We start from the raw sequence: 20,945 nt of genomic DNA on the forward strand, positions 1-20,945 counted from the left end.
GATCTACGTCAACCCCGAGGGCCCCAACGGCAACCCGGACCCGATCGCCGCCGCCCGCGACATCCGCGAGACGTTCCGCCGGATGGCGATGGACGACGAGGAGACCGTCGCGCTGATCGCCGGCGGCCACACCTTCGGCAAGACCCACGGCGCCGGCCCGGCCGACCACGTCGGCGCGGAGCCCGAGGCCGCCCCGCTGGAGCAGCAGGGCCTGGGCTGGAAGTCCTCGTTCGGCACCGGCGTCGGCGGTGACGCGATCACCTCCGGCCTGGAGGGCGCCTGGACCCCGACCCCGAAGGCCTGGGACAACACCTTCTTCGAGACCCTGTTCGGCTACGAGTGGGAGCTCACCAAGAGCCCGGCCGGCGCCCACCAGTGGAAGCCGAAGGACGGCGCCGGCGCCGGCACCGTGCCGGACGCGCACGACGCGGCCAAGACCCACCAGCCGACCATGCTCACCACCGACCTGTCGCTGCGCCTGGACCCGGTCTACGGGCCGATCTCGCAGCGCTTCCTGGAGCACCCGGACCAGTTCGCCGACGCCTTCGCCCGCGCCTGGTTCAAGCTCACCCACCGCGACATGGGCCCGATCGCCCGCTACCTCGGCCCCGAGGTGCCGGCCGAGACGCTGATCTGGCAGGACCCGGTCCCGGCCGTGGACCACCCGCTGATCGACGAGGCGGACGTGGCCGCGCTCAAGGAGCAGGTGCTCGGCGCCGGCCTGACCGTCGCCCAGCTGGTCTCCACCGCCTGGGCCGCCGCCTCCTCCTTCCGCGGCAGCGACAAGCGCGGCGGCGCCAACGGCGCCCGCATCCGGCTGGAGCCGCAGCGCGGCTGGGAGGTCAACGAGCCCGACCAGCTCGCGGGCGTGCTGCGCACCCTGGAGGGCATCCAGGCCTCGTTCAACGCGGCCGCCGCGGGCGGCAAGCAGGTCTCGCTGGCCGACCTGATCGTGCTGGCCGGTGCGGCCGGCGTGGAGAAGGCCGCCCAGGACGCGGGCTTCACGGTCGCGGTCCCGTTCACCCCGGGCCGCGGCGACACCACCCAGGAGCTGACCGACGCGGAGTCCTTCGCCCCGCTGGAGCCGGCCGCCGACGGGTTCCGCAACTACCTGGGCAAGGGCACCCGGCTGCCGGCCGAGTACCTGCTGCTGGACAAGGCCAACCTGCTCACGCTGAGCGCGCCGGAGATGACCGTGCTGGTCGGCGGCCTGCGGGTGCTGGGCGCCAACCACCAGCAGTCGGCGCACGGCGTGCTGACCGACCGGCCCGGCCGGCTGACGAACGACTTCTTCGTCAACCTGCTGGACCTGGGCACCACCTGGGCGCCCACCTCGGCGGACTCGCAGACCTTCGAGGGCTCGGTCGACGGGCAGGTCAAGTGGACCGGCACCCGGGTCGACCTGGTCTTCGGCTCGAACTCCGAGCTGCGCGCGCTGGCCGAGGTCTACGCGAGCGACGACGCCGAGAAGAAGTTCGTCACGGACTTCGTGGCGGCCTGGAGCAAGGTGATGGAGCTGGACCGGTTCTGACCGGTCCCGCGAGGTGACGGGGCCGGCCCGCAGGCGATCCTGCGGGCCGGCCCCGTTCGCGTCCGCAGGCCCGCAGGGGATCGACCCTGCGGGCCTGCGGGCGCCGGATCAGTCGCTGCCGTTGATGACGGCGGCCGGGATGGCGCCGTCCTGCAGCTTGCGGTTGTTGAGGATCCCGTCGTAGTCGCCGCTCAGGATCAGCTTCTCGACCGCCTTGGAGAGCACGTCGCGCAGCTGGGTGTCGCTCTTGCGCACCGCGATGCCGTACGGGCGCGGCTGCAGCTGCGGGCCGACCACCTGGAAGGTCGCTCCGTTGTCCACGGTCTGGGCGTGGAAGAGCGCCTTGGGGTAGTCGGTGAGGTAGGCGGCGGCCTTGCCGGTGCGCACGTCGTCCTGGAGCGAGGTGTCGGCGTCCACCTCGAGGATCTTCAGCGGGTTGCCGGTGCGGTTGCAGACGTTCTGCTGGTTGTTGGCCAGGGTGTCGTGGATGGTGCCCTTCTTCACGGCCACCGTCTTGCCGCACAGGGTGTCCAGCGAGTTGATGCCCGACGGGTTGCCCTTGTGCACGACCATGCCGACACCGGCCATGAAGTAGTCCACGAAGTCGCTGCCCTCGTTGACCTGCTTCTCGTCGGCGTCCAGCCCGTTCTCGCGCTCGTGCGTGTCGGTGATGCCGGACATGCCGATGTCGTACTGCTTGGAGAGCAGGCCCGGCAGCACGTTGGCGAACGGGCCGACGTCCTGGAACTGCAGGGTGACGCCGAGCTCCTTGGACAGGGCCGCGGCCAGGTCGGGGTCCAGACCGTCCGGCTGGCCCTGGGAGTTCTTGAAGACGACGGGGGCGGCGGTGAACGAGGCGCCGACCTTGATCACCCCGGCCTTGCGGATGGCGGCGGGGAGCTGGTCGTGCAGGGAGGTGGTCGAGCCGGTGCCCGAACCGCAGGCGCTCAGCAGCACGCTGCCTGCGGCCACTGCGACGAGGGCGGCGCAGCGGCGGTGGGTGTTGGGGGTCATCTCTATTGCTCTTCCGAGAGGGTCCGAATCCACGGGGCCGTCTCGTCCGGGACCTGACAGCACGAAAGCGCCGGACCGGCCCCGGCCGCGGAGAGGGTAGGGGGGTGCCGCCGCCACACCCCTGCTGATCCCCGTGGCGCCTGGAGGCGCGACGGCCGGTCAGACTATAACCACTGTTGCGGCCACATCTGAACCATGTGACCTTCCTCATGCTCGTACACCGACCAGGCGCTCCTGCCAAGGGCCGCGCCCACCGGCCGGGGCGCCGGGCGGGCCGCAGTCGATCAGCTGACAGCTGATCAGTCGAACGGTTTGCCACCCCAGTTCGGGGAGAGGACGGGAGTCTAGGGGGTGGCTGCGGGCCGCCGTCCCGGAAAGATGTCCGAGCGGGGAGAGCGGAACGAGGGCGGATGCCATGAAGACCTTGAGCAGTGCCATCCGGGCGGCGATCGCCGTGTCCGTGGTGATACTCAACGTGTGGATCGTGCTGGACCTGACCAGGGCCAACACCGGGATCGCAGTGGTCCACTGGGTGGAACAGGCGGCCAACTGGCTGGCCGGCTGGTCGAGGGGGATCTTCACCACGCACAACCGGATCAGCCAGGTCCTGCTCGACTACGGCGTGGCCGTGGTGGCCTACCTGCTGGCCGGATCGGTGGTCCGGCGCGGGTCCAAATCGTAACCGTGCCGACTCCGTCGACCGGGCCCGCGACACGGCGACGCGGGCCCGGTGACGGGCGGCCGGGCCCGGTCAGGCCTCGGCCAGCACGTGCCGCAGCACCTCCAGGTCCATCGGGGTCAGCTGCAGGTTGAGGTCGTGGCCCAGCCAGACCGTGCTGGTGGCCTTGAAGGTGCGGGCGGTCAGCGTGGGCGGCACGCCGGTCACCTCCACGAGCTCGACCTGCGTCTGCAGGTTCTGCACGGTGCCGTGCTCCAGCCAGCGCACCCGGCCCGGGCCGGTGCCCGGCTTGTCCAGCAGCAGGACGCCCAGCGACGGCTGCATCCCCTCCAGCCGCACCGCGCGGGCGTACAGGGTCAGCCCGCTGCGCAGCGCCGCGAAGTCCGCCCGGGCCGAGCGTGCGGGGAGCGCGCCGAGCGCGGTCATCAGCCCGTCCAGGCGGCGCCGCATCATCGCCGAGGTCGGCTGCGCCCCGGCCACCCGCTGCTGCAGGTGGCGCGGCAGCACCGACATGACCACGGCCAGGACCACCACCATGACCAGGAACTCGAGCACGGTCAGCAGCAGCCGGCTCCCGTCGTCGACGCCGAAGACGTTGCCCACCAGGGTCGCGACGACGAGGGCGGCGAAGACGGCGATGAACCCGAGCAGGGCCAGTTTTCTCATCTGAGGGTCTCTTGATCTCGTAGGGCCGGTACGACCGCATGATCGTAGGCGACGATCATGGCCGCCCGGTTCCGCGGGCCCGCCCCGGCCGCTCCTGCGGCCCGGCGGCCCGGTGGGTCGGCCGCCCGGCCAGCACGGCGAGCAGGAGCGGGAGTTCGGCCGGCTCGGTGTCGGGCACGGTGAGCGGGTCCTGCGGGAAGACCGTGAGGTCGGCGCGGTGGCCGACGGCGAGGCGTCGTACGGCGGTCGGGCCCCGCAAACGGCGGCCGCACCACCGGGGGTGCCCCCCGGGGCGGGCCGCTCCGCCGGGGCCTACCGGCCGGTCGTCTCTGCCGCCGCAGCAGCCCCACCCGTTCGGTAGGATCCGCGCTGGCACGGCGCGGAGTGAGGGGTCCGGGCGATGCCGTTCCCGCCGCCCGGGCCGGTCACGGTCTGGCACGACGGGGCGCAGCTGCCCGCCGGCGCGCCGATGACCCGCGGCCTGCTCGCCGTGCTGCTCGGCGAGGCCGGGCGCGGGGTGACCAGCGAGCGCCTGATCACCGCCCTGTGGGGCGAGGACCCGCCGGCCTCCGCCACCGCCTCGCTGCAGAACCACGTGATGCGGCTGCGCCGGCTGCTCGGACCCGAGGAGGGCGGCCGGATCCGGCGCACCCTGGACGGGTACCTGATCGAGGTCGGGCCCGGCGAGCTGGACCTGCACGACTTCGAGGCAGCCTGCCGGCGCGCCCGGGCCGCCGTCTCCGACGGCGCCCCGGACCAGGCGGAGCGGGAACTGGCCGGTGCGCTGGCGCTGTGGCAGGGCGAGCCGCTGGCCGAGGTGCCGGCCCGGGTGCAGGAGGCGGCCGGGGCCGAACGGCTGCGCGCGGCGCGGCTGCGTGCCGTGGAGGAGCTGGCCGAGGTGCGGCTGCGGCTGCAGGCCTACGGGCAGGTGGCCGCGGACCTGGCACCCCTGGTCGCCGCGCACCCGTGGGCGGAGACCCTGCACGCGCACCTGATGCACGCGCTCTACGGGGCCGGTCGGCAGGCGGAGGCACTGGAGGTGTTCGAGCGGCTGCGCCGGGAGCTGCGCGCCGAGCTCGGGGTGACGCCCTCCGCGGCGGTGCGCGAGTTGCACGCGCGGATCCTGGCCGGCGACGGCGCGCTGACCGCCGCTGCGCCCGGGCCGGCCCCGGCGCCCGGCCCGGCGCCCGGCCCGGCACCCGGCCCGCAGCACCGGGTGCCCAGCCAACTCCCGGCTGCGGCGGCGTACTTCACGGGGCGAGCGGCGGAGCTCGCGGAGCTCGACGGGGTGCTGTCCGAGGTGGGGACCACCCGGCAGCTGGCCGCCGTCACCGGTACCGCCGGCGTGGGCAAGACGGCGCTGGCCGTGCACTGGGCGCACCGGGTGGCCGACCGGTTCCCCGACGGGCGGCTCTACGTGGACCTGCGCGGCTTCGACCCCGTCGGCGAACCGCTGGCGCCCGAACTGGCACTGCGTGGCTTCCTGCAGGCGCTCGGGCTCGGCCAGGGCGAGATCCCGTCCGACCCGGCCGAGCAACTCGGCCTCTACCGGAGCATGCTGACGGGCCGTCGGATCCTGCTGGTGCTGGACAACGCCCGCGACGCCGCCCAGGTCCGCCCGCTGCTGCCCGGCGAGCCGGCCTGCCTGACCGTGGTCACCAGCCGGGACCGGCTGACCGGCCTGGTCGCACTGGACGGTGCCCGGCCACTGCCGCTGGACCTGCTCCCCGGCGCCGACGCCGAACGGCTGCTCACCCGCCGGCTCGACCGGGGGCGGCTGGCCGCCGAGGCCGACCGGCTGCCCGAGCTGGTGCAGCGCTGCGCCGGCCTGCCGCTGGCGCTGAACATCGCGGCCGCCCGGCTGGCCACCGCCCGCCGGCTGCCGCTCGGCGAGTTCGTCGACCGGCTCGGCGAGGCCGGCACGCTGCTCAGTTCGCTGGACGCGGGCGATCCGGCCGCCAGCGTGCGCACCGTGCTGGCCGGCTCCTACCAGCGGCTGACTCCGCCGACCGCACTGCTGTTCCGCCGACTCGGCGAGCACGGCGGGCCGCACCTGGGGAGCGGGATCTGCGACGCGCTGCTGGGCGCGCCCTCGGCCGAGGCGCTGCGGGAGCTGACCGACCTGCACCTGCTGGAGGAGCCGGGCCGCGGCCGGTTCGGCGCGCACGACCTGCTGCGCGCCTTCGCCGGCGAGCTGGGCGCACGGGAGGACGGCCCGGCCGGCGTGGCGGCCACCCGGCGGCTGATCGTGGACCACTACCTGTACACCGCCTGCGCGGGGGAGCGGCTGCTCCAGCCGGCCCGCCCGCCGATCGAGCTGCCGCCCGCGCCGCAGCCCCCCGCACCGGTCGCCTTCGCCACCGAGGACGAGGCGCTGGCCTGGTACGAGGCCGAGCACCCCGCCCTGCTGGCCGCCCAGGAACGCGCCGGGGCCGCCGGACTGGACACCCACGTCTGGCAGTTGGCCTGGTCGATGACCACCTTCCTGGACCGCTCCGGGCGCTTCCACGACCTGGTGGACGCGCTGCGCGCGGCGCTGGCCGCGATCGTCCGGCTCGGCGACCGCAGCGGCGAGGCCCGGGCCCGGGTGGACCTGGCCCAGGCGCTGGGCCGGCTGGGCGCGGACCGGGAGAAGGAGGAGCAACTGCTGGCCGCGCTGGCGATCAGCGCCGAACTGGGCGACCCGGCCGGGCAGGGGCGCGCCCACTACAGCCTGGGCAACCTGTACGAGGGCCAGGGGCGCCACCGCGAGGAGCTGACGGCCAATCAGAAAGCCCTGGAGTACAGCCGCCTGGCCGGAAACCCGATCGGCATCGCCTGCTCGACGGACGCACTCGGCCGCAGCCACGGCTACCTGGGGGAGTACGAGACGGCGCTGGCGCTGATCAACGAGGCGCTGGAACTGCACCGGGAGTCCGACTACCGCTCCGGCCTGGCGGACGCCTGGGACAGCATGGCGATCACCTGCCGCCTGGCCGGGCGCTACCCCGAGGCGCTGGCCGCGGCCGGGCAGGCACTGGAGATCTACACGGAACTCGGCGACCTGCTGTACGTGGCGCAACTCCACCTGGTCATCGGCGACATCCACCGCGACGCGGGCGACGGCGAGCAGGCGCGGACCGCCTGGCGGGAGGCGCTGCGGCGGCTGGAGCAGCTGCGCAGCCCGCTGGCGGACGAGGCCGGAAAACGCCTGGCCGGCGCGGGGTAGGGCGGGCGGGCCGCGCGCAGGACGGGCGGCTGCCACACATGACGGTTGTCATGCCGAGTTGATGATGCATCAGACTGTCCGGACGCCAACCGTTCGGGCAGGATACGGATCATGACTTCGATGCAGTTCGACGGGGCGCACCCCGAGACGGTCCGGGCCTTCCGTACGGTGCGGCTGCTGGTGATCGGCTACCTGGCCCTGAGCGTCCTCACGTTGGTGGCCATCGCACTGGTGCGGCACGACCACTCGCCGACCACCTCGGCGATGTGGGGGCGCGGGATCGGCGTGGCGATCAGTGCCGGGATCACCTTCTTCCTGGTCGACCGGGCCTCCAAGGGCTCCTACCGGGCCTACCGGCGGCTGCGGTTCCTGACCCCGCTGGTGGCCGTGGCCATCGTGTTCGTCATCGCGACCGCCCCGTACCCGGTGTGGATGAAGATCGAGCAGGGGCTGTGCGGCGTCGCCCTGGCGGGCGTGGCGATCGTGGCCAACGGCACCCACCTGCGGGGGCAGTTCGCGGGGCGGTGACTCCGGTGGGCCCGGACGCCGCCGGGCTCAGGCCACCGGATCGGCCGCCAGCTCGATCACCCGGGCCGGTCCGGCCCGGAAGGCGGGACTGGCGGCGTCCGCCGCGACCATGTGCGCGGTGGCGTCGTGCGCGGCCAACGCCTCGCGCGAGGACCACAGTTCGAGCAGCACGAAGCGGTCCGGGTCGCCGGCCGCCCGGTGCAGGTCGTACTGCAGGCACCCGTCCTCGGCCCGGACCAGGGGAGCCAGGCGCTCGAAGGCGTCGACCTGCTCCCGGCCGCGGCCCGGCTGCGTGGTGATCTGGATGACGAGGCGTACCGGCTGTGACATGACGGCAGCCTAGGGAGCGGTGGTGCGCGGTGCGTCGGCCGTCCGACTGCTGGATGCCGGACGGCCGGCCCGTCAGCCGTGGTACTTGGCGGCCGGCGGGTTGGCGCTGCCGCCGAGGTAGGGCCCGAGCCAGTAGGCGTACGAGCTCTGCCAGGGTCCCTGGCGGTAGCCCTCCAGGAACTGGTTCACCCAGGAGGCGAGGTCGGGGGCGTCCCGGGACATCGCGATGCCGTACGGCTCCTGGGTGATCTGGCTGCCCACCACCATGGTCTGCGGATCCTGCGCGGCCATCCCGGCGGCCACCGCGTCGTCCGTCAGCAGGGCGTCGACCTGGCCCAGTTGGAGCTTGACCAGGCAGTCCAGGTCGTTGGTCATGGCCAGCACCGAGGCCGCGCCGTGCGAGCGGCTCTTCAGCTCGTCCTCCGCCGTGGACCCCGACGAGACGCAGACCCGGCGCCCGGACAGCGCCTGGTCGACGCTCTCGCCCGCGCTGTGGCCCACCTTCGGCACCAGGGCGCGCTGGCCGGCCACGAAGTAGACGGTGGAGAAGGCGACCTGCTGCATCCGGTCGCAGGTGATGGTCATCGTGTGGACCACCAGGTCGACCTGCTGGCTCTGGATCGCGCCGATCCGCTTGCTGTTGGGCAGCGCCACCCAGTTCACCTTGTCCGGATCGCCGAGCAGCGCCTTGGCGATCGCGTGCACGATGTCGATGTCGAACCCGGCCGGCTTGCCGTCGGCGGCGCGGTACCCCCAGCGGTAGTCGTTCAGGTCGATCCCCGCATTGAGTACGCCGCGTGCCTTGATCGCCTTGACGGTCCGGCCGTTCAGGTCGCCGCTGGGCGGGTAGGGACTGGCGTACGGGTCGCAGCTGGTGTCCGCCGCCGGGCGGACCGTGGTGCCCGCCCCGGTCAGGACCGGCGCCGGGTCGGCGCGGTGCGCCCCGGCCGTGGCGGCGTCCCCGTTCGCCCCCACGGCGGCGACCAGCGCGAGTAACGCGCCTGCGGCCAGGGGCAGTCGGGCACGTCCGGACAGCTGCATTGTTTCCTCCGATGTACGGCGAGGGAGGTCAAGCATGGCAGCGGTAGGACGTGGTCCGCAGGCTTTTCGGTTCCCGGTGTTCACCCCGGCTCCTTGCGGCACTGAAGGTTTCCGCAAGATCTCCGCGGGACAAAGGACTGGTGTCCACCCGTTGTCGAGGACAGCGAGCGGGGGACCGTGGCGGAGAGGGGTGGCGGCGATGCGCAAGAGCCAGGCCGAGCGTGAGGCCGAAGCCGTGTGGATCACCCAGATCGTGCTCGGGGTGATGGTGATCGGCACCCTGGGCGCGCTGGCCGGCGCCTTCATCGGGCAACTGCTGCGCGGTTGACCCGAGTCATTGCCCTGCGCGGTCGCCCTGCGCGGCGGGCCACCAACGGGCGCGGCGGCGCGCACGACGGAACGGCGGTGCGCACGACGGGACGGCGGCGCCCGGCCGGGTACGCCGCCGTTCCGATGCCGTTAGAGGCGCTCCGCCAGCGCGCGGTGCACCCGCTGCCAGGCGTCCTCGGCGGCGGCCGCGTCGTAGTCGGCCGGGCGGTCGGCGCAGGCGAAGCCGTGCCGGGCCCCGGGGTAGCTGACCAGCTCGTGCGCGACGCCGGCCGCGGTCAGCCGCTGCTCGGCGGCCTGCCACTCGGCCGGCGGCAGGATGTGGTCCAGCTCGCCGCAGAACCCGAGGAAGAACGCCCCGTTCTCGGCGATCCGCTCGGCGTGCTCCAGCGGCGGAACGGGACCGACCAACGGCATCCCGGAGTTGAGCAGCCAGCCCGGGTAGAACACCGCCGCCAGCTCGAACCGCAGCTCGGTGGCCGCGCGCACCGCGATGTGCCCGCCCATGCTCATCCCGAGGAAGGCGACCCCGTGGCCGCCGGCCCCGGACCGGGCCAGCGCCAGGGCCTCGGCGGCGTCGGCCAGCAGCTGGTCGCGGTCCAGCGCCTTCATCAGGACCAGGCCCGCCTCGCGCTCCTCGGCCGAGTAGCCGAGCGCGGTGCGGCGGGCGTCCCGCCAGTAGAAGTCGGGCACGACCGCCAGGTAGCCGAGCTCCGCGAGCTCGGCGCAGATGCCGCGCACGTAGTCGTTGATCCCGTACAGCTCGGCGCAGACCACGACCGCGCCGCGGACCTCACCGGTCGGCCGATGGACGTACGCCTCGATGCCGCCCTCGGCGCCGAGCTGCTGCCACTGACCCGTCATCAGTTCCCCCATGGTGTCGGATGATCGGCATCCTAGCCGAGCGGCAGCAGCGGTCGGCGCCCGGTCCGGGGCGTGTCCCGAGCGTGGTCAGACGGCGCTCGGGCCGCGCTCGCCGGTGCGGACCCGGACCACCGTGTCCACCGGCACGGCCCAGATCTTGCCGTCGCCGATCTTGCCGGTGCGGGCCGCCGCGACCAGCGCCTCGATCACCGGCTCCGCGTCGTCGTCCTCCACCACGACCTCGATCCGGACCTTGGGCACCAGGTCGATCTGGTACTCCGCGCCCCGGTAGACCTCGGTGTGCCCGCGCTGGCGGCCGTAGCCGCTGGCCTCGGTGACGGTCAGTCCGGTGACACCGAGGTCGAGCAGGGCGGTGCGGACCTCGTCCAGCCGGAACGGCTTGACGACGGCGGTGATCAGCTTCATGCGGTGGCGGCCCTGTCCTGGGAGTGCGAGTGGGGGAACGAGACGGCGTGCTGGGCCGATGCACCGTGGCCCAGGACGCCGTGATCGTACGCGGTCTCGGCGTGCGCGGCGAGGTCGAGCCCGGTCAGTTCGTGCTCCGCCGGGGCGCGGAAGCCCATCAGCTTCTCGATCGCCTTGCCGATCCCGTAGCTGACCGCGAAGGCGTACGCACCGACGGCGAGCACCGCGACCAGCTGACGCCCGGTCAGCGCGAGCGAGCCGCCGTGCAGCAGGCCGCGCACGTGCCCGGTCATCGCGGCGGTCGCGAAGAGGCCGATCAGCACGGTGCCGAGTACGCCCGCGACGAAGTGCACGCCGACCACGTCCAGCGAGTCGTCCAGGTTGAAGCGGAACTTCCAGCTCACCGCGTACGAGCAGACCACGCCCGCGACCAGGCCGATCACCAGCGCGCCCAGCAGGTCCACGCTGCCGCAGGACGGGGTGATCGCGACCAGGCCGGCCACCGCCCCGGAGGCCGCGCCGAGCGTGGTGGCGTGCCCGTCGCGCCGCTTCTCCACCAGCAGCCAGCCGAGCAGTCCGGTGCAGCCGGCCACCTGGGTGTTCAGCAGCACGGCCGCGGCCGTGCCGTTGGCACCCAGCGCCGAGCCGGAGTTGAAGCCGAACCAGCCGAACCAGAGCAGGCCCGCGCCGAGCAGTACCAGCGGCAGGTTGTGCGGGCGCATCGCCTCCTTGCGGAAGCCCAGCCGCGGGCCCAGCACCAGGGCCAGCGCCAGCCCGCTGGCCCCGCTGTCCACCTCGACCACGGTGCCGCCCGCGTAGTCCAGCGCGCCCAGGTGGGCGGCGATCCAGCCGTCGGGGGCGAACACCCAGTGGGCGACCGGCACGTAGACCAGCAGCGTCCAGATCGCGGTGAACGCCACCCAGGAGCCGAACTTGGCCCGGTCCGCAATGGCGCCGCTGATCAGCGCGGCGGTGATGACGGCGAAGGTGAGCTGGAAGGCGGCGAACAGCAGGGTCGGCACGTGCCCGGTGAGCGAGTCCGGCGTCAGGTGCGCCATGCCGAGGTAGTGCAGGTTGCCGATCAGGCCGTAGCCGGCGTCCTTGCCGAAGGCCAGGGTGTAACCGGCCGTCAGCCAGACCACGGTGACCACCGCGATCGAGACGAAGCTCATCATGATCATGTTGAGCACGCTCTTGGTGCGGACCATGCCGCCGTAGAACAGGGCCAGGCCCGGGGTCATCAGCAGCACGAGCGCGGTACTGGCCAGCAGCCAGGCGGTGTCACCGGTGTCGAGACCGGAGGTGGGGGAGGCGAGGAGCATGCGGCAGTGTTGCCCGCGTGCGTTTCCGGTTCTGGACGCCGGTGTTTCCGCAGCGTTTCGTGTTGCGCCCGCGTTTCCGGAATCTCACCAGGTGAACGGACGGGCCGTCAGCGCGGCCCCGCCGGCACCGCGGCGCCGGCCAGCGCCGCCCGCACCGCCGCCCGGCCCGCCTCGAAGGCCGCCTCCAGCAGCGGGCCGTCCTTGGCCAGCCGACCCACGTGCGGGCTGTCCGGGGCCGGGCGGACCGAGAGCACCGCGGGGTGCGGCCCGTCCAGCAGGCGGTCGTCGGCCAGCAGGCGTTCGGCCCGGGCCAGGTAGGCGGTGCGCAGCGGCTCCGGGTAGCGGCGCAGCACGGTGCGGGCCACCAGGCGGGAGCCGCGGGACGGGCCGGCGTCGGGGGCGTCGGCCGTGGGCGCGGGTGCGCGGCGGGAGCGGAGCACCAGCACGTGGGTGGCGCGCTGCTCCAGCGCGGTGCGGAACGGGATCGACTCCGCCAGCCCCGCGTCGAACCAGCGCCGGCCGGCGAACTCCACCGGCGGGCCGGCCAGCATCGGCAGCGCCGCGCTGGCCCGCAGCGCCAGCCGCAGCTCGGCCGGTCCGGTGAGGTGGGGGCGCAGGTCGGTGGCGAGGCCGGTGGCCACGTCGGTGGCCAGCGGGTGCAGGGTGATCGGGTTGGCCAGCACGGCGTCGCAGTCCAACCGGGCCACGTGGACGTAGAGGTGCTCGACCAGCTGGTGCATGTCCACGACCGGGCGGCCGCGCCACGGGTTGCTCAGCCGGATCATCGCGCGGGCGTAGGCGGGCTCGGCCCAGCCGCGCAGCTTCTCGGGCGTGCCGCTGAGCAGCCAGGCGCCGGAGATCGCACCGGCGGAGGCGCCGTAGACCGCGTCGAAGGAGTCCAGCAGCCCGGCCTCCTGCAGCGCGAGCGCCATGCCGGCCGAGACGGTGCCGCGCATCCCGCCGCCCTCGACGGCCAGCGCCACCCGGTGCCGGTCGGCCCGGGCCCCGGGCCGACTGCCCGCCGCGGCGCGCTCGGTGAGGATCCGCAGCACCTCGTGCGGGCTGTCCGGGGCCACTGTCCACCCACTCCCTGGTCGGAATACCGACGAGTATCACACGCAGCCCGGCCCGGAATCCGACGCGGTCCGGGGCGGGCGGTGGGCGCCGCTGTGGCGCACGTCTCGTCGGCCGGTGCAACGCCACCGGCCGCTCGAACCGTGGATGGGGGTGGGCCTGCCCACCGGGGGACGTACAGGCGCCCGTACAGAGGAGAACCGCTCGTGAAGACCCGCTCGCTCGCCACCGCCCTCGCTGCCCTGGCCTGCTCGGCCCTGACACTGACGGCCTGTGGGCCGGACGAGACGTCGAAGACCGCGGCCCCGGCGCCCGCGGCCTCGGCGAGCCCGTCCGGTGCCGCTTCCGGTGCCGCCCCCGGCGCCGGTACGGCGGCGTCGGCCGCCCCGACCGCGGGTCGGCCGACCGCGCAGCCCACGGCCGCCACCGTTCCGGCGGACGTGCCGCTGTGCGGGAACTCGGAGAAGGAGAGCGACGTCAAGGGTGAGCTGGTGGGCCTGGACCACTCCGCCGACCCGCGCTGGACCGCGGTGGTGAAGCTGACCAACACCCTGGGCAAGGACTGCGTGATGTACGGCGCGGCCGACGTCGAGACGGACCACACGGCCCAGTTCAGCAAGCTGGTGACCAGCGTGCTGGGCCAGGGCACCTTCGCCACCGACCGGGCCCACGGCACCCTGCTGCGCGCCGGTGCCAGCGTCTACCTGCCGGTCACCTGGCTCTCCTCCCCGCCGATCGCGCCGAACGCCACCTGCACCACGGGCGACCAGCTGGCCGTCGGCCGCAACGAGGGCGTGCTGCTGGTCAGCATGCCGCTGAAGGACGCCCGGTTCTGCCCGATGAAGGACGAGGGCTCGCCGCAGGTCCTGCTCGGCGTCCCGCAGGCCGACCTGGCCGCCGCGAAGGCGCAGTTGCAGAACGTCAAGTAGCCGGTTCGCGGGCCCGGTGCGAGTACCGTTCCGGGCATGACGATGGATGAGGACCGCCGGGTGGCGGACTGGGACACCGCCCGGGTGCGGGAGCGGGTCGCGGCGTTGGCGGCGGCCGACTTCGGGCACGAGCGGTTCGGGGCCGCCGACCACGGGTACCGGCTGCGGCTCGCACTCGGCGAGGAGGCGGTCCGGGAGTTCGAGCAGCGGCACGGCGTGCGGCTGCCGGTCTCCTACCGCAGCTTCGTCACGCAGGTCGCCGACGGGGGAGCGGGGCCGGACCACGGCGTGCTCGGCCTGCTGGAGGAGCCGGCGGACGAGGAGACCGCGCTGCACGGCGAGCGGGCCGACGCCCTGCGGCCCGGGTTCCTCGCCACGCCCTTCCCGCACAGCGCCGCCCGGCCCCGGCGCGCGGGGTACGCGCTGACCGGCAGCCTGGTGATCGGGGAGAGCGGCTGCGGCCAGTTCTCCCGGCTGGTCGTCACCGGGCCCGCCGCCGGCCAGGTCTGGCTCGACGACCAGGTCTGGGGCGGTCTGCGGCCGGGCCCGGACTTCGCGGACTGGTACCTGGGGTGGCTCGGCGTGGAGGGCCCGGCCCGGCGACCATGAGGGTCGGCTACGCGATCAGGGACGAGCAGTCGCAGGACCACGCGGCCGTGCGGCAGCTGCACGCGGCGGCGTTCGGAGACCCGGAGCGGGTCCCCGGTCTGGTGGCGGCCCTGCGGGCCGGCGGCGGGACGGTCTCCCTGGTGGCCGCTGCCGCGGGGGAGGTGATCGGGCACGTGATGCTCAGCCCGTGCCGGCTGGACGCGCAACCCCGGTTGGTGGACGTGGTCAGCCTCTCCCCGCTCGGCGTGCACCCGGACCACCAGCGGCAGGGGGTGGGCACCCGTCTGGTGGCGGCGGCCCTGGCGGCGGCCGACGCGCGCGGCGTGCCGCTCGTCGTCCTGGAGGGCTCGCCGACGTACTACGGTGCCCGGGGCTTCGAGCGGGCCGACCGGTGCGGCGTGCGCTCCCCCTCGTTGCGGATTCCCGGGCCGGCCTTCCAGGTGGCACGGCTGTCGGCCTACGAGCCGTGGATGACCGGCACGTTCGTCTACGCCGACGCCTTCTGGGCGCACGACTGCGTCGGCCTGCGCGACCCCGAACGCTTCGCCCGGATCGCGGCCATGGGGTGATGCGCGGTCCCTACCGGTGCCGGTGTCCGCGCCTCGCGCACGGCTGCCGCGCTGGTGGCCTGCCGGTACCCCGCGGCGTAGCGGCCGGCATCCGGCGTCCGGGGCGGGCGGAGCCCCCCAGGGGGCTCCGCCCGGCGTCCGCAGGGGCCGATGCCCGCCGTCCGGGGTGGTGGCGGGGGCAGGACTGCGGCCCGGCGTCGGCGATTTGCCCCATCTTCTACCGGTATGCCCGTGGGATTTCGGTCGCTCTTGATGGAATATGAACTGTGACATTGTTCTGAGGCCCATTCGGTGACAGGATGCACGTCAACTCCCCCTCGCCTCGCCGATGCTCAGTGAGTTCCCCCCACAGGAGAAGGACTTAGCAGTGCGTCTGCGTATATCCCTGCCCCTGATGGCCGGCCTGGTCGCCGGCTGTGCCACGGCGGCCACTCTGCTGCCCGCCCCCGCCTTCGCCGCCGCTCCGGCCAGCAGTCCCGCGGCGGCGCGGGCCTCCTCCACCGACCCCAAGCCCTTCGGGCCCGTGGTGGCCGCCGGCTCCGAGGCGGTCGCCCCGACCGCCGCGGCGCTGGACCCGGTCCTGCTCGGTCAGGCCGCGCTCGCGCAGCCGGCCGGCACCGCGGTGCAGACCACCCCCGTCCCGGCGAAGACCCGGGCCCAGGCCAAGTCCGTCCAGGCCAGGACCGCCCAGAGCCAGGCCCAGGCCCAGGCCGGGGCAGCTGCGGGCGCGGCGGCCCAGTCCTGCACCGCCGCCGACTTCGGCAGCCGCACCGGTGCGGCCCTCGTCACCTTCGTCGAGGGCTCCACCACCGACTGCATGAACACGCTGTACAACCTGACCGGCACCGACGCGGGCGCGGTCTTCAACGAGACCCAGATGCTCGCCGTGGCCAAGGCCTACCGCGCCCTGGCGGCCCACTACGGCGGCGACGACTCCACCGGCATCTGGCAGTTGGAGCTGTTCCTGCGGGCCGGCTACTACGTCCAGTCGTACAACCCGGCCGCCGTCGGCCCCTACGACGCCGCGCTGTCCAGCGCCACCAAGTCCGGCCTGGACGCGTTCTTCGACAGCCGGCACTGGCGGGACGTCAACGACACCAACGGCCAAGTGCTCTACGACGCCCTGGTGCTGACCGACAGCGCCAACCTGCAGGCCGACTACCTGGACGTCTACCGCCAGGTGCTCAACGGCTACGACAACACCTACAACGCGTTCCCGAACATGGCGAGCGCGGTCAACTCGGTGCTCTGGGCGCCGCTGTGGCGCGGCAACTGGAACCCCGACTTCGTCAAGGCGATCGGCCAGGACCCCTCGACCGTCCGCACGGTGGCCGCCTTCGCGGCCCACCACAAGGACCTGCTGAGCGGTTCGGACTCGTTCCTGGACGTCAACGCGGGCAACGACCTGGCCCGGATGGCCGGTGACGGCGCCACCGTCGAGGCGCTGGCCAAGCCGCTGGTGAAGCAGTTGCTGGACTCGATCCAGATCACCGGTGCCACCGGCGCGCTCTACGTCGGCACCGCGTTCAACGCCGACCAGTACGACAACGGCCAGTGCTCGTACTACAACACCTGCGACCTGCCGGCCAAGCTGACCGCCGCGGTGCTGCCGGACCAGCTGGTCTGCGACAACCGGACCATCCTGACCGAGTCGCTCTCCGCCGCCGACCTGGCCGCGGTCTGCACCAGCCTGCGCGGCGAGGACACCTACTTCCACCACCTGGTCAAGGACAGCGGGCCGGTCAACCCGTACGGCAAGACCCTCAAGCTCGGCGTCTTCGCCAACCGGGCCGACTACCTGACCTACTCCTGGGCCATCTTCGGCAACTCGACCGACAACGGCGGTCAGACCGTGATGGACCCGACCGACCCGGCCAACCAGCCCGTCTGCGTGATGTACCAGAAGTCGTGGAACGACAGCTTCCCGGCCAACGTGTGGAACCTCAACCACGAGTACACCCACTACCTGGACAACATCTACGACACCAAGGGCAACTTCGGCACCGAGATCTCGGTGCCGGACATCTGGTGGATCGAGGGTGTGGCCGAGTACGAGTCGTACGGCTACCGCGGTCTGAGCGACCAGCAGGCGATGGGCGAGGCGGCCAACCACACCTACAAGCTGAGCACCATCTTCCAGAACTCCTACGACAACTCGGACTCGGTGCGCACCTACCCGTGGGGCTACCTCGCGGTGCGGTACATGTTCGAGAAGCACCCCGATGTCGTGCAGGCCATGCTGGGCCACTTCCGCGCCGGTGACTACACGGGCGGCTACGCGGTCTACACCTCGCTCGGCACCAGCCTGGACGCCGACTTCGACGCCTGGCTGACCGCCTGCGCCGCCGGTGCCTGCTACGCCCAGGGCCCGACCGCGCTCTTCACCCAGTCGGTCAGCGGTGCCACGGTCAGCCTGACCGACACCTCGGTGCAGACCGGCCCGGGCCGGATCACCTCCTGGCACTGGACCTTCGGCGACGGCAGCTCCTCGGACCAGCGCAACCCCAGCCACAGCTACGCCGCGCCGGGCACCTACACCGTCGCGCTGACCACCGTGGACAGCAACGGCAAGTCCGACAGCACCGCGACCTCGGCCACCGTGACCGCGGGCATCGGCGCTGCGACCCCGCCCGCCTGCACCGACAGCCGCGCCCAGGCGCTGGGCCGCAACTGCTCCCGGCCGGGCCGGGCCGCGACCGCCGGCGAGCTGGACTACCTGTACGTCTACCTGCCGGCCGGGACCAGCACGCTGAAGGTCACCACCTCCGGCGGCACCGGCACCGCGTACCTGTACTACGACGACAAGACCTGGGCGTCGCCGAGCCGGTTCACGGCGGCCTCCACCAACGCGGGCACCACGCAGACCGTCACCGTCACCAACCCGACGGCCGGCTACCGGTACCTGAGCCTGTACGCCGTGACCGACTTCAGCGGGGTGACGGTCAGCACCCAGTTCTGAGCCGCCGGTCCGCGGTGCGGACACCGGTTCTGACGCCACGTCATGCGGCGGAGCCCGGGCAGCCCTTCGGCTGCCCGGGCTTCGCCGTGCGGGGTCGAACGAATGCGGGGAGCAATATGAACTGTGACATTGTTCTGACTGTCATTCTGTGTCAGGATTCACGTCATTCCCCCCAGTTCTCGTCCGCACCGACCCGGTTGAGACCCCCCACACGCTCAACGGGTCGTTCCCCCCACAGGAGTGACGACCACCCATGCGCACGCGCATACAACTCCCCACGCTCGTCGCGGGACTGGTGGCCGGTTGTGCCACCGCCGCGACCCTGCTGCCGACCCCGGCGCTCGCCGCCGCGGCCGGCCACCAGGCCACCAAGCCGGTGCCCGCCGTCGCCGCCGCGGCGGTCGCCCCCAAGCCGCTCGGCGCCACCGTCGCCGCCGGCTCCGAGGACTCCGCCCCGGTCGCCGCTCCGCTGCCGCCGGCCCTGCTGGGCCAGCTGGTGATGGGTCAGCCGGCCGGCACCGCCATGCAGATCAAGCCCCGCGCCGTCAAGAAGCCGGCCGGCGCGCCCGGCCCGGTGACCACCGCGGCGGCCGCCGCCACCGCGGCCCAGACCTGCACCCCGGCCGACTTCGGCAGCCGGACCGGCGCCGACCTGGTCGCCTTCGTCGAGGGCTCGACGCTGGACTGCGTGAACACGCTGTTCAACGTCACCGGCACCGACGCGGGCGCCGTCTTCCAGCAGTCCCAGATGCTGGCCGTCGCCAACGCCTTCCAGGGCCTGGCCGCCGGCTACACCGGCGACAACTCGACGAACATCCTGCAGCTGGTGCTGTTCCTGCGGGCCGGCTACTACGTCCAGTCGTACAACTCGGGCGCCGTCGGCCCCTACACCGCCGCGCTGTCCAACGCCACCAAGGCCGGCCTGGACGCCTTCTTCGCGAGCGCGCACTGGACGGACGTCACCGACGCCAACGGCCAGGTCCTCAAGGAGGTGCTGATCCTCACCGACAGCGCCAACCTGCAGGCGAGCTACCTCGGCGTCTACAAGCAGGTGCTGAACAGCTACACCAACAGCTACAACGCCTCGCAGAAGATGGTCGACGCGGTCAACGCGCTCTTCTCCTCGCCGCTGTGGCGCGGCAACTGGAACACCGACTTCACCACCGCGCTCGGCGCGGACTCCAGCCTGGTCAGCACCCTGGCCGCCTTCACCCAGGCGCACAAGGACCTGCTCGGCACCGCCAACTCCTACCTGGAGGTCAACTCGGGCAACGACCTGGCCCGGATGGCCGGCGACGGCGCCACCGTCGAGGCGGTGGCCAAGCCGCTGGTCAAGCAGGTGCTCGACGCGACCCAGATCACCGGCACCGGCGGCCCGCTCTACGTGCACGTCGCCTACAACGCCAACCAGTTCGACGCCGCCCAGTGCTCGTACTACGACGTGTGCAACCTGCCCGCCAAGCTCACCGCCGCCGTCCTGACCCACCAGCTGGTCTGCGACAACCGCACCATCCAGACCGAGTCGCTCTCCGCGGCCGACCTCGACGCCGTCTGCACCAGCCTGCGCGGCGAGGACGGCTTCTTCCACAACCTGGTCAAGGACAGCGGCCCGGTCAACGCCTACGGCAACACGCTCACCCTGGGCATCTTCGCCAACCAGGCCGACTACCTGACCTACTCCTGGGCCATCTTCGGCAACTCCACCAACAACGGCGGCCAGACCGTCATGGACCCGACCGACCCGAACAACCGGCCGGTCACCGTGATGTACCTCAAGTCGTGGAACGACAGCTTCCCCGCCAACGTGTGGAACCTCAACCACGAGTACACGCACTACCTGGACAACATCTACGACATGAAGGGCAACTTCGGGACCGAGATCTCGGTGCCCGACATCTGGTGGATCGAGGGCGTCGCCGAGTACGAGTCCTACGCCTACCGCGGCCAGACCGACACCCAGGCGATGGCCGAGGCCGCCAAGCACACCTACAAGCTCAGCACGCTGTTCCAGAGCACCTACGACAACGCGGACCAGACGCGCACCTACCCGTGGGGCTACCTCGCGGTGCGGTACATGTTCGAGAAGCACCCCGACCTGGTGCAGTCGATGCTCGGCCACTTCCGCACCGGTGACTACACCGGCGGCTACGCGGTCTACAACTCGCTCGGCACCAGCCTGGACGCCGACTTCGACGCGTGGCTGAACACCTGCGCCGCCGGCGCCTGCTACGCCCAGGGCCCGACCGCGCTCTTCACCCAGTCGGTCAGCGGTGCCACGGTCAGCCTGACCGACACCTCGGTGCAGACCGGCCCCGGCCGGATCACCTCCTGGCACTGGACCTTCGGCGACGGCAGCTCCGCCGACGTGCAGAACCCGACCCACACCTACGCCGCGCCGGGCACCTACACCGTCGCGCTCACCGTGACCGACAGCAACGGCAAGTCGACCAGCACCCCCGCCTCGGCCGTCATCACCTCCACCGCCCCGGTCACGCTGCCCACCTGCACCGACGCCCGGACCGACGCGATGGGCCAGAACTGCTCCCGGGCCGACCAGGCCGCCACCGCGGGCAACCTGGTCTACAAGTACATCTACCTGCCGGCCGGCACCAGCACGCTGAAGGTCACCACCTCCGGCGGCACCGGCACCGCGTACCTGTACTACAACGACAGCACCTGGGCCTCGCCGAGCGCCTTCACGGCCTCCTCGACCAACCCGGGCACCACCCAGACCCTCACCGTCACCAACCCGACGGCCGGCTACCGGTACCTGAGCCTGTACGCCGTGACCGACATCAGCGGCGTGACCGTCACCACCCAGTTCTGATCCACCGCCACCGAGCCCGGTCGGGGTGCGGAGCCCGTGCTC

At 72.8% G+C, this 20,945-nt stretch carries 19 protein-coding genes; 10 read left to right on the forward strand and 9 right to left on the reverse strand.

The features are described 5' to 3' along the window. On the forward strand, positions 1-1,531 hold a 1,531-nt coding region (katG, locus tag ACFW1A_RS23040), incomplete at its 5' end, for a catalase/peroxidase HPI (RefSeq protein ID WP_380411041.1). A gap of 108 nt (positions 1,532-1,639) precedes the next feature. Here the strand turns inward: katG and ACFW1A_RS23045 are convergent. Further along, on the reverse strand, positions 1,640-2,545 hold the full coding sequence (locus ACFW1A_RS23045) for an ABC transporter substrate-binding protein (protein WP_380411043.1): 906 nt from the start codon (positions 2,543-2,545) through the stop codon (positions 1,640-1,642). A gap of 424 nt (positions 2,546-2,969) precedes the next feature. Here ACFW1A_RS23045 and ACFW1A_RS23050 point away from each other — a divergent pair, with 424 nt between their 5' ends. Continuing rightward, positions 2,970-3,227 (forward strand): hypothetical protein, encoded by a 258-nt coding sequence (locus ACFW1A_RS23050; protein WP_380411044.1) that lies wholly within the window; start codon positions 2,970-2,972, stop codon positions 3,225-3,227. Positions 3,228-3,296: 69 nt separating this feature from the next. Here the strand turns inward: ACFW1A_RS23050 and ACFW1A_RS23055 are convergent, their stop codons facing one another. Together ACFW1A_RS23055 and ACFW1A_RS23060 are read right to left on the reverse strand one after the other, a co-directional pair. Continuing rightward, the gene (locus ACFW1A_RS23055; RefSeq protein ID WP_380411046.1) at positions 3,297-3,890 is read right to left on the reverse strand and encodes a hypothetical protein; all 594 of its coding nucleotides are present in this window, start codon (positions 3,888-3,890) and stop codon (positions 3,297-3,299) included. Positions 3,891-3,945: 55 nt separating this feature from the next. Next, positions 3,946-4,149 carry a hypothetical protein gene (locus tag ACFW1A_RS23060; RefSeq protein ID WP_380411047.1) on the reverse strand — a complete coding sequence of 68 codons (204 nt, stop codon included), beginning with the start codon at positions 4,147-4,149 and terminating at the stop codon, positions 3,946-3,948. Between the two features lie 141 nt (positions 4,150-4,290). Between ACFW1A_RS23060 and ACFW1A_RS23065 the strand changes: the two genes are divergently transcribed. Both ACFW1A_RS23065 and ACFW1A_RS23070 read left to right on the forward strand, forming a co-directional pair. Then, entirely contained in the window at positions 4,291-7,098 is a 2,808-nt protein-coding gene (locus ACFW1A_RS23065; protein ID WP_380411049.1) for a BTAD domain-containing putative transcriptional regulator, read from the forward strand. Positions 7,099-7,209: 111 nt separating this feature from the next. Beyond that, positions 7,210-7,626, forward strand: a complete 417-nt coding sequence (locus tag ACFW1A_RS23070) for a hypothetical protein (RefSeq protein WP_380411051.1) — start codon at positions 7,210-7,212, stop codon at positions 7,624-7,626. Between the two features lie 27 nt (positions 7,627-7,653). On the opposite strand, the gene ACFW1A_RS23075 is transcribed toward ACFW1A_RS23070, so the two are convergent. After that, the gene (locus tag ACFW1A_RS23075; RefSeq protein WP_380411053.1) at positions 7,654-7,956 is read right to left on the reverse strand and encodes a putative quinol monooxygenase; all 303 of its coding nucleotides are present in this window, start codon (positions 7,954-7,956) and stop codon (positions 7,654-7,656) included. Between the two features lie 72 nt (positions 7,957-8,028). Continuing rightward, positions 8,029-8,997 (reverse strand): glutamate ABC transporter substrate-binding protein, encoded by a 969-nt coding sequence (locus ACFW1A_RS23080; protein ID WP_380411055.1) that lies wholly within the window; start codon positions 8,995-8,997, stop codon positions 8,029-8,031. Between the two features lie 199 nt (positions 8,998-9,196). Here ACFW1A_RS23080 and ACFW1A_RS23085 point away from each other — a divergent pair, with 199 nt between their 5' ends. Continuing rightward, positions 9,197-9,325, forward strand: a complete 129-nt coding sequence (locus tag ACFW1A_RS23085) for a hypothetical protein (protein WP_380411056.1) — start codon at positions 9,197-9,199, stop codon at positions 9,323-9,325. 131 nt (positions 9,326-9,456) lie between these two features. Here ACFW1A_RS23085 and ACFW1A_RS23090 read toward each other — a convergent pair whose 3' ends face one another. The 4 genes from ACFW1A_RS23090 to ACFW1A_RS23105 form a co-directional block, all read right to left on the reverse strand. After that, complete coding sequence (locus tag ACFW1A_RS23090) at positions 9,457-10,200, reverse strand: dienelactone hydrolase family protein (RefSeq protein WP_380411057.1); 744 nt, start codon at positions 10,198-10,200, stop codon at positions 9,457-9,459. Between the two features lie 75 nt (positions 10,201-10,275). Then, a complete protein-coding gene (locus ACFW1A_RS23095) occupies positions 10,276-10,614 on the reverse strand; it encodes a P-II family nitrogen regulator (protein ID WP_380411058.1) in 339 nt (112 codons plus the stop codon). Further along, entirely contained in the window at positions 10,611-11,936 is a 1,326-nt protein-coding gene (locus ACFW1A_RS23100) for an ammonium transporter (protein ID WP_380411060.1), read from the reverse strand. The genes ACFW1A_RS23095 and ACFW1A_RS23100 overlap by 4 nt, the downstream gene beginning before the upstream one ends. A gap of 107 nt (positions 11,937-12,043) precedes the next feature. Continuing rightward, positions 12,044-13,012, reverse strand: a complete 969-nt coding sequence (locus tag ACFW1A_RS23105; protein ID WP_380411062.1) for a patatin family protein — start codon at positions 13,010-13,012, stop codon at positions 12,044-12,046. A gap of 204 nt (positions 13,013-13,216) precedes the next feature. Between ACFW1A_RS23105 and ACFW1A_RS23110 the strand changes: the two genes are divergently transcribed. From ACFW1A_RS23110 to ACFW1A_RS23130, 5 genes are all read left to right on the forward strand, one after another. After that, positions 13,217-13,939: a hypothetical protein gene (locus ACFW1A_RS23110; RefSeq protein WP_380411064.1), complete on the forward strand. Its 723-nt coding sequence runs from the start codon at positions 13,217-13,219 to the stop codon at positions 13,937-13,939. Between the two features lie 36 nt (positions 13,940-13,975). After that, positions 13,976-14,548 carry an SMI1/KNR4 family protein gene (locus ACFW1A_RS23115; protein WP_380411065.1) on the forward strand — a complete coding sequence of 191 codons (573 nt, stop codon included), beginning with the start codon at positions 13,976-13,978 and terminating at the stop codon, positions 14,546-14,548. Next, positions 14,545-15,117 (forward strand): GNAT family N-acetyltransferase, encoded by a 573-nt coding sequence (locus ACFW1A_RS23120; RefSeq protein ID WP_380411066.1) that lies wholly within the window; start codon positions 14,545-14,547, stop codon positions 15,115-15,117. Before ACFW1A_RS23115 ends, ACFW1A_RS23120 begins: the two co-directional genes overlap by 4 nt. Before the next feature lie 367 nt (positions 15,118-15,484). Further along, entirely contained in the window at positions 15,485-18,076 is a 2,592-nt protein-coding gene (locus ACFW1A_RS23125) for a collagenase (protein WP_380411067.1), read from the forward strand. Positions 18,077-18,329: 253 nt separating this feature from the next. Next, positions 18,330-20,903 (forward strand): collagenase, encoded by a 2,574-nt coding sequence (locus ACFW1A_RS23130; RefSeq protein WP_380411068.1) that lies wholly within the window; start codon positions 18,330-18,332, stop codon positions 20,901-20,903. Positions 20,904-20,945 lie beyond the last annotated feature (42 nt).

This window comes from Kitasatospora sp. NPDC058965 (assembly GCF_042741245.1).
Taxonomy (GTDB): Bacteria; Actinomycetota; Actinomycetes; order Streptomycetales; family Streptomycetaceae; genus Kitasatospora.